The organism is Kribbella sp. NBC_01505, assembly GCF_045040285.1.
Classification (GTDB): domain Bacteria; phylum Actinomycetota; class Actinomycetes; order Propionibacteriales; family Kribbellaceae; genus Kribbella.
The window spans coordinates 8195721-8209972 of the sequence record NZ_CP109425.1; the positions used below are offsets into that span (position 1 = coordinate 8195721).

Consider the following 14252-nt stretch of genomic DNA (forward strand, 5'->3'; position numbering starts at 1 on the left):
CGGCCCAGTTCGACGGGACGTCGGCCGTTTTGTCGCCGGCGTGGCGCAGAATGTGCGCCGTACCGGCTCCGTCACCGCCGGCCTGCTCTGACCTGTCTCATCAACCTCCCAAGCGGCGCAAGGCGGCGGTCACCGGGGTGTTGCTGTGGTTGCGGATGTAGTCGTAGGGGGCCCATTCGCTGGTGCCGGCGGGACGCCATTCGATGAACTCGAGGTTGTCGAGGTCGACCGTGTCCATCACCGAGTCGCCTCGGACTCCTGCGGAGAGCAGCACCATGTTGGCGCCCTTGCCGAGGTCGGCCGGTGAGATGTCGAAGGAGATCTCGTGCCAGGCGCCGTCGGACGGGACCGACGCGGTGTGGTCGACGTCGAGCAGGAGCCGCGAGTCCGGGTCCTCGGTCGGGTCGCTGTCGTCGAAGTGGTACGACGTGACCCGCAGCAGGGGCGTCGCGCCGGTGGACGCGCGAACCTTGGCACGAACGGTGTAGGTGACCGGGTCCGGATGGCGGGGCAGTGCGATGCGGGCGACCGGGCGCACGAGTTTCCCGCTGCCGTTGCCGCTGAGCTGCAGGTAGCCGGCGTCGCCGAGGGCGCCGCCGCCGATGAGCGGTCCGGTGTTCGGTGGCCAGTGCGTTGCCGCGTCCGGGTGGTTGTCGGCGGTGTCGTCCTCGAAACGACCCCAACCGAACAGCTCGCTGCCCAGAGACAGACTGGACCGGCCTGATCGAGCGTCGAGCCGGGTCAGGCCACCGGGCGGGACGGCGGCGTCGCTGTGTGGCGCGACGGTGACCGGCGCGGGGTGTTCCAGCGGGGCGTTGGCGACGACACGGGCCGTGCCGTGTTCGAAGAGGAACTGGGCCGGACGTGAGTCCCGGTCGCGGACCAACGAGATCGTCGAGACGCTCTGGTCGGGCTCCCGCTGGGCCTGGGCATCGCGAAGGCTGTTGGCCCACATGCCGTTCAGCGTGCGTCGCGCCGCGGCGCCGGTGGCGACCGCCGGGCGGTAGCCGTCGATCTCGACCGGCACGAGCCGCGCTTCGACGAGCTGCCGGCCCTCCCAGACCGTGCGCAGGAACGCGCTGGCGAAGCTGGCCAGGAAGTTCTGGTCGAACACGAAGTTGCCCATGCTGTAGGCGATCAGATGGCCCTTGTACCACTCCATGCCCTGCAGGACGTGGGGATGATGGGCGATGACGATGTCGGCGCCCGCGTCGATCGCGGCCCGTGCCATCGCGCGGGTGCTCTTGGCGGAGGCAGTCTGGAACTGGAAGCCGGAATGCAGCTGGACGATCGTGAGGCCGCCCTTCCGCCGAGATGTGCCGCCTTTCGCGGCGGAGATCTCGGCCGGCGAGGTCCTGGGGTTCCACCGGGCCGCGCCGCTGTGCCCCCGGCGGGCGACCCAGTCCTGGAGTTCCGGGTAGACCTGCGTGATCGAGGTCCACATCGCGGCGGACTCGGGCGGGGAGAGCTTCGGTTCGAGCCGGTTGAAGACCTGCCAGGCCTTGCCGATGGTCCTGGCCGCGTCGCGTACCCGGGAGCCGAAGTGCCAGCGGCGTGGTTCGTTCTGCCACGCTTCGCCTCCGTGCGAGAGCGCGTAGCTGTCGTTGACGAAATCGCCGTCGACGCTGGTGTAGGCCAGCATCGTGACCGCGTTGCCGCGGATGTTCGTGTGGTACGCCGGTTGTGGCTGGTCGCTGGCGGACAACCCGACGATCGGGAACCCGGCCGCGGACAGGGCCTTCGTCGTGTCGGCCAGCCCGGCATCCTGGAAGTCACGCGTGTGGTTGTTGGCCAGCGAAGGTACGTCGACACCGAGTTTCTTGAGACCCTGGATCGTGGCCGGCGGCGACTGCAGGATGAACCGCTTGCTGGCGTAGGCGGTTTTCGGGGGCGCGGTGCTGAGCACGGTTTCAAGGTTGACCGTGCTCAGGTCGGCCAGGCGGAACGCGGGTGCGACCGCGTCGACGACCGCTTCGGCGCCACTGGCCGCGTCGGCGCGGGGAATCAGGGGCTGCGAGGCGGTCTGATACCGGCGGCCGAACATGACGTCGCCCGCGGAGTGCACGACATAACGCTTTCCGCCGTGGTCGGACAGCAGGCGCACTGGGACGGTCCGGCCCGCGTCCTCCAGGCCGAGCGGCACCGGTTCGGCGAGGTAGCCCGGTGCGGACACGGTCGCGAGCACAGGGCCTGAGCGCAACTGCACCTGGGCGATTCCCTGGGTGGACACCGGTTTCGGACCGGCACCGGTGTCCACTGTGGCCGCCACCGGAGCGCCGGCCTCGTCAACGACCGACACCGACACCACGGGCGCGCCGAGGGTAGCCGTGACATCGCTGTGGGGAACCGGCCGTGCCACGACAGCGGTCACGGTGACCGTGACGACAGCCAGCGCGCCGAGCGTCAGTGCGTACCGTTTCTTCATGAACTTCGCCTCCTGCTAGGCGCTACGCGTGGATCAGCGCCCGGACGAGGTCCGCCCGCCGCCCGGGTGAGTCCCGCACTGTTCGGCTCATCTCGACGTGCAGGAACTCTGTCCCGGCCGCCGCGGCCAGCTCGCCCTGCACATTGGTCCTGCCCTCTAGTCCGTCGCAACGCTCGGTCCAGGCGTGACACACGGCGAATCCCCCTGCTGTGAGTCGGTCGGCCGTCTGCCGCGCCAAGTCGCCCGCGAGGGCCGCCCCGGACGAAAGTACGACGTCCGTCGCGGGCAGGTTCCGGTCGTCGAACCCGTGCAACTGCACCTGGGCCAGCCCCCGTCGTGCCAGGACGGTCGCGACGGTGTGGAATACCGAGGCGGGTTCGTGGGCGACGTCCGCCGCCCTCCGATGCGCGCCCGCGACCAGCAGCACCGCGCCGGGTTCGTGCCGGAACAGGTCGACGCCGACGAGTTCGGTGTGCAGGTCTGAGACTGGATGCGGGACCTCGACGGCGACCGACAGCGCCGCCGAGCGATCGATGACATACATTCCCCAGGCCCGCTCGCTCACCGCGATCGTGTAGGCCCGCCCGGTCGCGGAGTCGACGCCGTCGCGCACCGTGAAGCCGAGGTCGGTGAACTCCGCCGCCTTCCGGTGGTCGAGCGCCGCGCTGAAGCCGGCCGCGGTCGCGGCGAGTTCGCCGGGGTTCGGCTGCTGGTACTCCTGGTTCGCGGACAAGCCTGCGGTGAAGTCGGTGACCACTGTGCCCAGGTCGGTCCCGGGCGTCGCGCGCTCGGCGACGAGCAGCACGGTGATCACAACGACGACTGCCAGCACCCGGAGCACCTTGCTGGTCACAGGCGCTTCGCCGACCGGAACGTCTGGGCGTAGTCGTTGCCTCTGTCCAGCAGCGACGGGCCTCCGTTGTCGGGAGAGTCGCCCAGCACGCGGGGGCGACCGGTGCCGTCCAGGCCGAAGTAGATGCCGACTCGGGTCACGCCGTCGGTGCCGGGTGCCTTGGTGAAGAACATCAGGTCTCCCGGCTGCAGGCGCGAGTAGTCGGTGGCCTGCTGGCCGGTGTCCGGCACGATGGGGGTGCCAGGACCGGCTCCCGCCATCGCGGCCGCCGTTCGCGGCAGCACGGATGCGTCGCCCTGTAACGGATATCCGGCGCGGTAGCCGTACACCAGCCGGACGAACCCGGCGCTGTCGATCGCGCCTGTGCGGAGGTACTCGTCGTAGTCCGCGTCTCGGCCGAACGTCGCCTGGCCCGCGATGCGCGTGCCAGTTCGGGCGCGCACCGTCGGAGCGCCCTTGAGGTACTGCGTCCCGATCGCGAGCAGGTCGGGAGTGGCGTCGCGTGTAGCGGCCGCCAGCCACGGCTTGAACCATGGCGCTCGCTCGGCGTCCGCCGACCAGGGGTGCGGCGCGAGCCGGACCCAGGCCGTGGTCGTCAACGTGGCCTGGGTGGACCCTGGTTCCGCGAAGGTCCGCGCCGGTCCGTTCAGCGTGACCGTGCGGGAGCCGTCGGTCAGCGTCGCCACCACCGCGCCGCCCGCACTGGTGACGACCGTCCGCGCCGGGTCGGTAAGCCGGGTGAACCGCTCGCCGACGCGCGGTGCCGGCGCTGCGGTGGCCGACGCGAGCTTGATGCCGTCCGGGCCCTGGCTCGCGTAGTGCACCGCAGCCGCGCCGGACACCGCCAGTACCGTCACGAGCACGAGCACTTTGGCACGCATGGGATTCCCTTTCACAGTGATGGGACGAGTCCGACGAGGACACCGCTGATGAGCGTGGCGTAGGTGATGAGGCTGACGGCGCCGGTCGCCAGCAGCGTCGCGCCCGGTGGCTGGCGGACCAGCTGATAGGCGATGAGGCCCGGCACGACGAATCCGAGCGTCTGGTGCAGGAACAGCAGCGGCAGGTCGGCCTGGAGGAAGATCAGCAAGGTCGTCTGCAGTACGACGCCGAGCAGGACGACCGCGGCGAAGAGGCGCTTGCCGTAGAGGATCACCAGGCGCTGCAACAGTTTGGTACCGGCGTAGGTCAGCGCCGTCATGAACACGATGATCGCCGCGCGGCGGTAGTCCTCGAAGAGGGTGAGCGCGATCCAGCCGGGCGTGATCATGCCGCCGGGGGACAGGTTGGTGGTCAGATAACAGACGAGGGAGAGCAGCAGCCCGATGGCCAGGCCGATGGTCGCGACCTCCGGGGCGAGCTCGGAGGCGTTCACCGGCGCTGCTCGGCTGACGCGGCCGGAAGCTTGGCGAGCTCCTCGATCAGCAGTTCGCCCTGGCCATGGATGTTGCCGACGGCAACCACCGACAACTCGTCGTACTGGCCGTCGAGCAGGTCGCGAACCAGGTCCGCGGCGGGACGCCTGCCGCCGAGGTCGAGGATGCGGTCCTGCCACTCGGCGGGGACGGCGGTGCGGGCGCTGCGGGTCGGCTCGCCGATGAGCACCACCCGGTCCGGTGCGATCCGGGGGACGAGCGCACCCATCTGGCCGTTGCGCTCGATCCGGTCCGGCCTGCAGTTGATCACCATGTGCAGTGGGTCGCCGATCGCGCCCTGGCCGCGCAGCTGGTCGATATTCATCAGTGTCGACTCCGGGTCGTTGGCGGCGAAGACGTTCGCGAACCGCAGCCGGGTGCGCCCGGCCTGATAGCGGTGGACCTGCAGGACACCGGGGTCCGGTGGTGCCTGCCACATGCCCTCGAGCGCGAGCTGCCGGTTGACGTTGAGCAGGTCGGCGACGGCGAGCGCGATCGCGACGTTCTCCTTGAAGGTGATCCAGCCGAAGCCGCGCATCTCCTCGTCGGTGACGGACTCGGGGTCGACGGCGATCAGCCGGCAGTCACGCTTGACCGCTTCCGCCTGCAGGATGTCCAGTCGCTCCCGCTCGGCAGTGACGCAGATTCCGCCCTCGGGCATCGAACGGGACAGCGACCGCGCGACGTCGTCGAGCGTCGGGCCCATCTCGGTGAGATGGTCCTCACGGACGTTGCACAGCACGCCGATGGTCGAGTGGATGAGCTTGCTCTGGTTGATCTCCTGCAGGTCCGGCAGCACGGCCATGCACTCCATCACCAGCGCGTCCGGACGGTAGGCGGCGGCGCGGCGGACCACGCCGATCTGCTCGACGATGTTGGCGATGCCGAACTTGCGGTAGACCGGTTCCTCATGGGCGTCGGGGTGGATGAACCGGGCGGCGGTGCCGGTGGTCTTCGCGGTGGTGACGAGTCCGCCCCCGCGCAGCGCGCCCGCGCAGAGTCGGGTGATCGACGACTTGCCGCGAATGCCGTTGACCAGCACGCGGATCGGGATGGCATGCAGCCGGGCGTAGTGCCGACGCTGTTCGAGGATCCCGCCGGCGAGCAGGCCACCCGCGCCCACCATGAGCAGGCCGTAGAGGAAGAGCATCTCAGGACCTGCTTCCGGTGAGCAGCTCTTCAGGCACTGGCTCGTGCCGGCGGACGCCGAGTTCCTGGCGACAGATGTCCAGGCAGGACGCGACGGTGCCGATCTCGTCCTGACGTTGGGGATAGACGGTTTCGGTGAGGTCGCCGGCCGCGACCCGTTCGGCCGCCGCGGCGACCCGGCGCAGCGGGCGGATCACCACGAGCTCGTGCCAGCCGGCCAGGACGACTGCGAGCACCGCCGTGAACAGGGCAGCGGCCCTGGCGCGGTCGCGAAGGGAGCCGTCGGCGACGCCGAGCGCGCCGATGGGCTGTTCCGCCACCACGACCCAGTGCAGGGTGGACGCGGGGCCACGGGACGCGATCCAGCGGGCGGCGAGGACGGTGTCGCCGGTCACCTGCGCCGATGAGTGGCCGGTGCGCGCGGCGGCGGTCGCCTTCCGGAGTGCCGGCTCGGCCAGCTGGGCGAAGGCGAGGTAGCCGTGGGTGTCGATGATTGTGCGGTCGGCGTCATCGACCACGCGTACTCGTGCGCCCGCCGGCAGGAGTGGCTGGGGGAGCCGGGTGACGTCGAACTCGCCGACGAGTGTCCGTCCGTCGCTGAGCCGGACGTGGGCGTACACCACGGGCAGGCGGCCGCTGGTGTTGTGCTGCTGCAGGCCTTCGGCCGACGTACCGGCGGGCAGCGGGCCCTCGCGCAGGGGCGCCTTGCCACTGCGCTGCGATACCGCACCCGTCTGGTCGACGACGTACACACTGCGGAACGCCGGGTCGTCGACGGTGAGCTTGCCGGTGTTCAGTCGAGCGACTGCGCGCAGTTCGCCGAGGCCGCTGGTGACGGCGGAGCGGAGCGCGTCCGCGGAGCGGGCCAGCCGCAGTTCCTGTGCTGTCACCAGTGATGGCGAGACCTGCGCCGAGTGCTGACCCAGCGTCCAGAACATCGCCGCGGACCAGGCCAGCATGGACACTGTCATGACGCCGACCACCAGCCGCGCGGGCACGCCCCGAGTTGATCGGGGTTTGCGACCGCCCGGCCGACATCGTTCCAGCGCTGCGGCGATCCGGAACACCTCGACCGTCCACGCCCGGCGTACCGGACTGTTCGCCGTACCGGAGACCACTTTGAGTGCGTCGTCCCGCAGCCGACGGATCGGTGTGACCAGGCCGCGGCGTACCAGCATGGTGCCGCCGATGGCGATCGCCAAGAGCGCCACCGCAGGGACGAGTCCCGGCCAGCGCGCCGGCGCGGTGTCGGCGGGCAACCAGGTTGCGGTGACGACAGCGAGTCCGAGTGTGCCGGCGTCGGTGGTGACCGGGGCATAGGCGACTACGGGCGCGAGCGGGGCCGGTCCCGGGCTCACTGCGCCGGTGAGAACGCCGGAACCGGCGCGGGCCGCGCTCGCCGCGATGCCGAGCATGTCGCGTGTTGCCGGGTCGGCGTCGGCTCCGACACTGCCGAGAACGGTGCCGTCGTCGGCGACGAGGCGAAGGTGCTGACGCAGTGCTCCGCCCGGCGGTGGCAGCGCGATCCGCAGCGCGGTCGACGCCACCAGGACCCGTCCGTCGGGCAGCGGGACCGTGCTAAGCAGCAGTGGCACACCGCCGGGCGGCATGTACGGGCGCACGGTGGGGCGGCCGAGGTCGGCCCCGGCGAGCGCGTCGACCTGGACCGGTTCGCCGTGGGCGGCGATCAGCGTGCGGGAGGCGGCGTCGAGCAGCACGATGCCGCGCCATGAGTGGTGACCGGCGCCTAGTTTGCTCAGTGCGTGGCCGATGTCGGGGTTGTCGAACGCCTGCGAGTCCGCGACGACCTGCAGGCTGTGCGCGGCGGAAGCGGCGGAGACGCCGATGGACTTGGCGAACGCCTCCGCGTCCCGGCGTTGCGCCGCGGTGACTCCGGACGGCACGGCAGGTGCGGGGCCACTGAACAATGCGGCGACCGGGCTGGCCGTGAGGCCGAGCACGCAGAAGACGGCTATCAGGATCAGCAGGACGAGCCCGGCCGCCGAGGCGACACCTGCGCCGCCGGGAAAGCCGGACTCAGGCAGTTGGGGCCGGAGCCGTTCGGTCCGGCCGCCGGACCTGGCCATGGATCTGTCCACACCGGACCTGCCCACACCGGAAGTGGGCCACGGGGAAGACGGTTCGGCGCAGGTGGGCATGCAGGCTCCTAGAGCGGGCGGCCTGTCGGCCGTCCACGGGGCGGGGGAGGAGACAGAAAGCACGGCTGGCCAGGCCCTGGCGTTGTGGGCCGGGAGCCGACGGTCAGACACCGGTCTTAATTGGAAACTTTCTTTACTGTTGGCCCCAGGATGGTCCCGTCCCGGTGAGCATGTCAACCCTCTCGGTAGTCACTGTTCCGATGTCTTCCGAAACGCCAATACTTCTGCCCTGAAACATAGAAGCCCTTATTTCTGGCCGTTACCGCGATGCGTTCGCCGGTCGCACGTCCCGTCGGCGGGACCACGTGACCCGGATAAACTCGGGCAGGTGGCGATACCGCGGCTGGTCTGTTTCGACCTGGACAACACCCTGATCGACCGCGATGCGGCGTTCCTCGCGTGGGCGCGCTGGTGGTGCGCCGCGGCCGGGGTGGATGCCGTCGACTGGTTAGTTGCCCATGACAACGGTGGCTTCACGCCGCGGGGCGAGTTGTTCGATCGGTTGAAGGCGGAATTCGGTACGGCGCCATCGGTGCACAGCTATGACCGCGAGCATCCGTTGTTCACGGCGGCCGAGGACGCCGTACTGGAAGGCGTTTCTGACCTGCGAGCGGCCGGGTGGCGGGTCGCGGTGGTGACCAACGGGACGATTGTGCAGCAGAGCTTGAAGCTTGAGCACACGGGGATCGCGGCGGCCGTCGACTTCTGCTGCATCTCCGAGGCTGTTGGTGTGCGCAAGCCGGATGCGCGGATCTTCGCGATCGCGGCGGAGGGTGCGGGCGCCGCGTTGGAGGGATGGATGGTGGGCGATCATCCGGCGTACGACATCGCGGGCGGACGGAATGCCGGCCTGCGCACGATCCTGGTCGGGGATCGTAGCGGTGAGCCGGCAGCCGAATATTCTGTTCAGTCGGTGCTGGATGCGTTCAGAATTATTGCCGGCTGATCAGAAAAGTGATCAGAGTGCTTGGCGGAGGACGGCGTGGGCGCCGCGGATGATGGCTTCGCGGTTGGCCTCGTAGGTGGGATCGGTGATGGTCGTCTTGTTGACGGCGTCGAAGGACAGCACGGGGACGTGCAGGTGGCCGGCAGGCATCGACGGATCCTTCAGGTCGCGCTGGAGAGTGTTGCGATAGGCAACCTCGTTGGACAGGTAGCCGCCGCCTGCGCCTTCGGAGGCGATGGATCCGGCGGTCGGGCCGAGCAGTTGGCGGACCGGGGCGGTCTGGCCGGCTGGGATCTCCAGGATCGACGTGTTCACACGAGTGCGGAACGGCGTCACGTCGGCCTGGGACATGCGGGCCAGCGGGAGGCTGGAGGTGATGAACTCCGGGCCGATCGGCATGCTGGGCGAGACGACTGGCGCCGTAGCACTACCGCCGCCCCAGAGGTTGTTGTTGTCGCCGATGGAGCTGGTTGAGCGCCTGCGGCCGTTGAAGACCTCCAGATCGAAGATGCCCACCCGCCCCTGGCTGGCGGTCATCACGAGGTCGGCGTGCTGCGGTCCACCGCGGTAGTGCGGTGCGAGCGCGTCCTCGACCATGTTCTGGTCGAAGTCGGTGTACCGGACCGGGAAGACCACCGTCTGGATCTCGTACGTCGTCCCGTTGACCGTCCAGCGCTGTCCGTCGAGGGTGAGTGCGTTCGCGCCGGACGGGTTGCCGATGCGGATATCCGCATCGAGCGTGAACGGGTCGAATCCGGTCACCAGGATCTTCTTGACGCCGGGGGAGAACCGGGTGCTGGTGATTCCGCGGGACGCATACTCGAGGGACTTCATCAGTTCGGCGCGTTCCGTCGTACCGACTGTGAAGCGCGGTTGCCATTGGCGAACGGCGAGCGCCATCGAGATGCGTGCCCAGTACAGACCGCGGTCGTCGGTGGACGGCAGGGCGTCGGTGCCGGTGACTGGGTGCTGGGCGCGGTGCACCGCGGTCCGCCAGAGGGCCTCGCCCTGGGCTCGGACGAGCAGCTTGGCAGCCTCGCGGCTCGGCATCGCGCAGAGCAGCCGGTTGAACAGCGCCACCTGCTTGTCGAATCCGGTCCGGCGCAGGATCTCGGCCGGAACCGAAGGACCGCCGGCGATGCCGCGACCGAGCCGCTGCTCCTCGACCGTCCCGGTGACCGAGGCATCGAGACAGCCGGTGGTGACCGGGGCCGCGTGGACGATCGGGGCGCCGGACAGCACGCTCGTCAGGGCCAGTGCGCCGACGAGGAGGGTCCGGGGAAATGAGCTTGGGCGGAGTCTCATAAGGGGTATCTATCAGATCTCGGCGAGGAAGCCGAGAGATCTGCACAAAGACCGGGTATTGCAGACAGTATGCAATGCGCTACCTTCGGAACGCGGCGTCCGCCCCGCCGCCACTTTCCTGAGGAGCGCCCCGTGAGCACCACCACCAGCAGCCGCCGCCGTTTTCTGACCACCGCCCTGACCACCGGGCTCGCCGTGGGCGCGGGAAGCGCCGTACTGACCGCCTGTTCGGACGCTACGCCGACCGGTACGCCGGTTGTGGGAGCTCCGGCACCCGGCGGTTCGAACCCGCCGACCGGAGCTCCGGTCGGGAACGGGCAGGAGGCACTCGACCGCCTGATCGCCGGGAACGCCCGCTTCGTCGCCGACCGGGATGAGCGTCTGGACGAGGGCCTGGCGCGGCGAGTGGCCGTGAGTCAGGGGCAGCATCCGTTCGCGACTGTGCTCGGGTGCGTGGACTCGCGGGTGCCAATCGAGCTCGTCTTCGACCAGGGCCTCGGTGATCTGGTGGTCGTGCGTAGTGCCGGTGAGGCGCTCGACCACTCGGTGACCGGCAGCCTGGAGTTCGGGGTCGCAGAACTGCACACTCCGCTGCTGATGGTTCTGGGGCACCAGCGCTGTGGTGCGCTCGATGCCACGATCAAGGCGCTCGATGCTAACCAGCGCACCTCCGAGGCGGGTCAGATCGGCTACCTGGTCGAAACCCTGGCCCCCGCCGTACGCAAGGTGGCCAACCAGCCCGGCGACCGCCTCACCAACGCCATCCACGCCAACGTCGACCTCGTCCTCGCCAAACTCCGCCAGTCCCCAGTCATCGCCCCGCTGGAACAGTCCGGCAAACTCAAACTAGTTGCCGCCTACTACGAACTCGACACCGGCCGCGTAGTAATCACCTAGCCGCCGGACCGCCCCCACTGTCCAACCCCAAGCTCGCGGTCATCGCCACGCCCGGCCGAGCGTGGGACGAGCAGTCCGGCCGGCGTTGATCAGTGGCGCAGATCCGGACGCCCAGTCCATCACAACCGCCCGCCAAGCAGCACCGCGGCACTGTCGACGTCGGCGAGCTGGACCACTTTGTGATGGCCTGGCGGTCTGCTGTTCGCGTGCCCGCGGTCTGAGGTTCCGGGCTTTGGTTGCGGTGCAAGAAACGAGGGGACCTCCCCGCAAGTTGCTGGTTCTCCCCTCGATATTTGAGCAGAGAAGGGGCAGTTTGAACGGATATCCAGCGAAGTTCCGCAGGCTGGCAGACCCCGCCGCACCCGAAGGTCCAGTGGCCGCCGGAGGCCGGCGAAATCCTCCTGGCCCGACTACTGCGCGAATACCGGTCTGCGGGGATCTACAGTCACCCAGCGGCAGCAGGTCCACGCAAACCTCAGGAACACTCGCAGCGGATCCTCCCCTGGAGTGTGGAACTGGGGGCTTAGCCAATGGGGGGCGCGTGCTGGGTCAGGGGGTTGGGGTGGCTGTTTGGATGTAGCCGTCGGGGCGGATGGTTAGTTGGGTGGTGGGGTCGGTGGGGGGTGTGATGGTTAGGGGGCGGCCGGGGCGTAGGGCTTGTAGGACGGTGGTGCCGTTGGGGAGGTCTAGGTCGGGCATGCGGTGGCCTACTAGGGGGTGGTCGCCGGGGGCGTAGGCGATGCCTAGGCCGGAGATCAGGCCGGCTAGGTGGTGGTTGGCTTCGGGGAGGTGGAGGAGGTCGGCGAAGGTGTCGCGGAGGCAGGCGACGTCGTCGTCGGGGACGGTGAGGACGCCTTGGGCGCGGGTGTTGGCCAGGACGGCGGCACCGACTGGGTGGCGCTCGGTGTGGTAGCTGTCGAGGAGGGGTTCGGGGGCATCGCCGCGGATGACGGCTCCGAGTTTCCAGCCGAGGTTGAAGGCGTCCTGGAGTCCCAGGTTCATGCCTTGGCCGCCGGTGGGTGAGTGGATGTGCGCTGCGTCGCCGGCCACGAAGACTCGGCCCTCGCGGTACCTGTCCGCCTGTCGCACCGCATCGGTGAAACGAGAGCCGTAGCGAAGCTCCTGCAGTACGACGCCCTCGCCGTACCAGCCGGTCAACGCTGCAGCGACCTCCTCGTGGGTGACCGGATGATCCTTCGGCAGGCCCTGCTGGGCAGGTCCGCTGAACAGGACCCGCTGAACCCGTCCGCTCAACGGGAGCATGGTCAGCACTGCGCCTTCGCGTGTCTCCAGTGTCGGCAGCAGCCAGTCCTCCTGGATACCGTCGACCACGACATCGGCGACGACCGCGCTGAACCTGCCGTCCCGTCCGGGGAACTCGATACCGCTCAGCTGTCGCACCGCGCTCCGAGCACCGTCGCACCCGACCACCCAGTCCGCGCGGATCGACGTACCGTCCGCAAACGTGGCCGTCACACCGGTGGAGTCCTGCACGAGTGCGCTCAGTTCCAGACCACGCCGTACGACGAGGTTGTGTTTGACGAGGTGATCTTCGAGGTGCTGCTCGATCCGCAGCTGCGGGATCCCGAGCTGGTACGGGAATCGTGTGTCCAGGGTGCTGTAGTCCAACGGCAGGCCAGCGAAGTGACCACCCGGCAGTTCACGAGCCTCGGCCAGCAGCGGCTCGAGCAGACCGCGCGAATGCAGCACCTCAACAGACCGAGGCTGCAACGACAGGGCCTTCGACTGACCCGACCGTTCGAGCCGCTTGTCCACCAGTACGACGGATGCTCCCGCCAGCAGGAGCTCCGACGCCAGCAGCATCCCCGTGGGGCCTGCGCCGACCACCAGTACGTCGGTCATGCGAGCAGGTCGTTCTTGCGCGAGTACCCGAACATGAACGCGTAGAGCAGCACGAACACCACGAACCACTGCACTGTCGTCACCCCTGGTACGGCGTCCAGTGGCAGCGCGAAGGCGATTACGACTCGCACCACCGCGTCCAGCACCAAGCCGACGCCCCACACCGTGGTGATCAGCCGAAGCCCGTGCCGGAACCGCGGCTCGGAGTCCCAGCGCCGGGCCCACACCTCGCCACCGCCCTTGCCACGCTTGGCTTCCGCGATGCCACGCCCGATGGAGAGCAGTAGCGGCTTGCCGAGCAGAACCGTTGCCAGCAGCCACAACCCACACATCGCAGTGATCACACCGTCCTTGGCGAGCAGCATCCGCGGACTGTGCATGGCCAGTGCGGCGATCGTGCCGATGACCAGGGCGACGATCATGAACACGGCCATCCAGTCGACCTTCCGCCGGATCACGCCGTACGCGACTCGCACGACCGGGATCACCGAACCGGCGATGGTGGCACCGACCACGCCGACGCCCGCTTGGCGGAAGCCGTAGAAAATCAGCAGCGGGATCACCAGATCGACGATCACCGGTGCGAGAACCGCGCCCCAGCGGGCCTTCGGCTTGCTCTCAGTTGCGGCAGACATCAAGAGTCCTTTCGTGTTGCGCGGTCGAAGATTTCGGCTAGTTCTTGGGCGCAGGTCGCCGGGTCGGCTCCCGCGATGACTCGGCCGGCGGCAGCGTCGAGCGCGGCGCGCAGTGTGACTGCCATCAGCAGGGTGTCGAACTTCCGGAAGGCACCCGTCCGCTGACCGTCGTCGAACAGTGCCACCAGTCGCGTCACCGCGCCGTCGGCCTCCTCGCTCGGCACCTCGGCGGCGCCGACCACGATCTGCTGCACGGCCCGGACGTGGTTCGGCCTCGCGGCGACGAACGCGACGTTCGACCGGATGTAGGCGGCCAGCTTCCCGCCCGGCCCGTCGGCGTTGTCGATCGCGGGCCGCATCAGCACGGTCGCGTCGGCGGTCACCCGGTGCAGGACCTCGGCGAGCAGTTCGTCCTTGGTCTTGAAGTGGTACGAGATCAGCCGCTTGCTGCTCAGTCCGGCCTCGGCGCAGATCGCGTCGTACGTCGTCGCCGCGAAACCGCGGTCAGCCAGTACGGCGATGGTCGCGGCGACGATCTGGTCGCGGCGTGCCGCCGTGCTTCCGGCGCGGTCGAGCGCATCGTCATGTTTTATCCCCATGGATAA

The 14252-nt window shown here is 69.1% G+C and carries 12 protein-coding genes; 2 read left to right on the forward strand and 10 right to left on the reverse strand.

What is annotated here, in order from left to right:
- Nucleotides 1-100 precede the first annotated feature (100 nt).
- Genes OG474_RS38510 through OG474_RS38535 form a run of 6 tightly spaced genes read right to left on the reverse strand, consistent with a single transcriptional unit; the run spans nucleotide 101 to nucleotide 7941 of the window.
- Nucleotides 101-2425, reverse strand: a complete 2325-nt coding sequence (locus OG474_RS38510) for a CapA family protein (protein WP_405058579.1) — start codon at nucleotides 2423-2425, stop codon at nucleotides 101-103.
- Between the two features lie 22 nt (nucleotides 2426-2447).
- Complete coding sequence (locus OG474_RS38515) at nucleotides 2448-3278, reverse strand: hypothetical protein (RefSeq protein WP_405058580.1); 831 nt, start codon at nucleotides 3276-3278, stop codon at nucleotides 2448-2450.
- Nucleotides 3275-4159, reverse strand: coding sequence for a hypothetical protein (locus tag OG474_RS38520; protein ID WP_405058581.1), 885 nt, complete (start codon nucleotides 4157-4159; stop codon nucleotides 3275-3277). Before OG474_RS38520 ends, OG474_RS38515 begins: the two co-directional genes overlap by 4 nt.
- Nucleotides 4160-4170: 11 nt before the next feature.
- The gene (locus tag OG474_RS38525; RefSeq protein WP_405058582.1) at nucleotides 4171-4653 is read right to left on the reverse strand and encodes a poly-gamma-glutamate biosynthesis protein PgsC/CapC; all 483 of its coding nucleotides are present in this window, start codon (nucleotides 4651-4653) and stop codon (nucleotides 4171-4173) included.
- Nucleotides 4650-5843 (reverse strand): poly-gamma-glutamate synthase PgsB, encoded by a 1194-nt coding sequence (gene pgsB / locus OG474_RS38530; protein WP_405058583.1) that lies wholly within the window; start codon nucleotides 5841-5843, stop codon nucleotides 4650-4652. The genes OG474_RS38525 and pgsB overlap by 4 nt, the downstream gene beginning before the upstream one ends.
- Before the next feature lies 1 nt (nucleotide 5844).
- Entirely contained in the window at nucleotides 5845-7941 is a 2097-nt protein-coding gene (locus OG474_RS38535; RefSeq protein ID WP_405058584.1) for a HAMP domain-containing protein, read from the reverse strand.
- A gap of 388 nt (nucleotides 7942-8329) precedes the next feature.
- Here OG474_RS38535 and OG474_RS38540 point away from each other — a divergent pair, with 388 nt between their 5' ends.
- Nucleotides 8330-8947, forward strand: a complete 618-nt coding sequence (locus OG474_RS38540) for an HAD family hydrolase (RefSeq protein WP_405058585.1) — start codon at nucleotides 8330-8332, stop codon at nucleotides 8945-8947.
- 12 nt (nucleotides 8948-8959) lie between these two features.
- Here the strand turns inward: OG474_RS38540 and OG474_RS38545 are convergent, their stop codons facing one another.
- Entirely contained in the window at nucleotides 8960-10252 is a 1293-nt protein-coding gene (locus OG474_RS38545) for a hypothetical protein (protein WP_405058586.1), read from the reverse strand.
- Nucleotides 10253-10384: 132 nt separating this feature from the next.
- Between OG474_RS38545 and OG474_RS38550 the strand changes: the two genes are divergently transcribed.
- The gene (locus OG474_RS38550) at nucleotides 10385-11149 is read left to right on the forward strand and encodes a carbonic anhydrase (protein WP_405058587.1); all 765 of its coding nucleotides are present in this window, start codon (nucleotides 10385-10387) and stop codon (nucleotides 11147-11149) included.
- A 549-nt stretch (nucleotides 11150-11698) separates the two neighbouring features.
- Here the strand turns inward: OG474_RS38550 and OG474_RS38555 are convergent.
- From OG474_RS38555 to OG474_RS38565, 3 genes are read right to left on the reverse strand one after another with little or no spacing between them, the layout of a single operon-like run.
- Nucleotides 11699-13012 (reverse strand): FAD-dependent monooxygenase, encoded by a 1314-nt coding sequence (locus tag OG474_RS38555; RefSeq protein ID WP_405058588.1) that lies wholly within the window; start codon nucleotides 13010-13012, stop codon nucleotides 11699-11701.
- A complete protein-coding gene (locus tag OG474_RS38560) occupies nucleotides 13009-13647 on the reverse strand; it encodes a VC0807 family protein (protein WP_405058589.1) in 639 nt (212 codons plus the stop codon). The genes OG474_RS38555 and OG474_RS38560 overlap by 4 nt, the downstream gene beginning before the upstream one ends.
- Nucleotides 13647-14246 (reverse strand): TetR/AcrR family transcriptional regulator, encoded by a 600-nt coding sequence (locus OG474_RS38565; RefSeq protein ID WP_405058590.1) that lies wholly within the window; start codon nucleotides 14244-14246, stop codon nucleotides 13647-13649. Before OG474_RS38565 ends, OG474_RS38560 begins: the two co-directional genes overlap by 1 nt.
- Nucleotides 14247-14252 lie beyond the last annotated feature (6 nt).

What these genes read in the sequence shown, in the direction of transcription:
- OG474_RS38510 (WP_405058579.1), bottom strand. Translation starts at nt 2,425, where the DNA reads ATGAAGAAACGGTACGCACTGACGCTCGGCGCGCTGGCTGTCGTCACG.
- OG474_RS38520 (WP_405058581.1), bottom strand. Translation starts at nt 4,159, where the DNA reads ATGCGTGCCAAAGTGCTCGTGCTCGTGACGGTACTGGCGGTGTCCGGC.
- pgsB (WP_405058583.1), bottom strand. Translation starts at nt 5,843, where the DNA reads ATGCTCTTCCTCTACGGCCTGCTCATGGTGGGCGCGGGTGGCCTGCTC.
- OG474_RS38545 (WP_405058586.1), bottom strand. Translation starts at nt 10,252, where the DNA reads ATGAGACTCCGCCCAAGCTCATTTCCCCGGACCCTCCTCGTCGGCGCA.
- OG474_RS38555 (WP_405058588.1), bottom strand. Translation starts at nt 13,012, where the DNA reads ATGACCGACGTACTGGTGGTCGGCGCAGGCCCCACGGGGATGCTGCTG.
- OG474_RS38560 (WP_405058589.1), bottom strand. Translation starts at nt 13,647, where the DNA reads ATGTCTGCCGCAACTGAGAGCAAGCCGAAGGCCCGCTGGGGCGCGGTT.
- OG474_RS38565 (WP_405058590.1), bottom strand. Translation starts at nt 14,246, where the DNA reads ATGGGGATAAAACATGACGATGCGCTCGACCGCGCCGGAAGCACGGCG.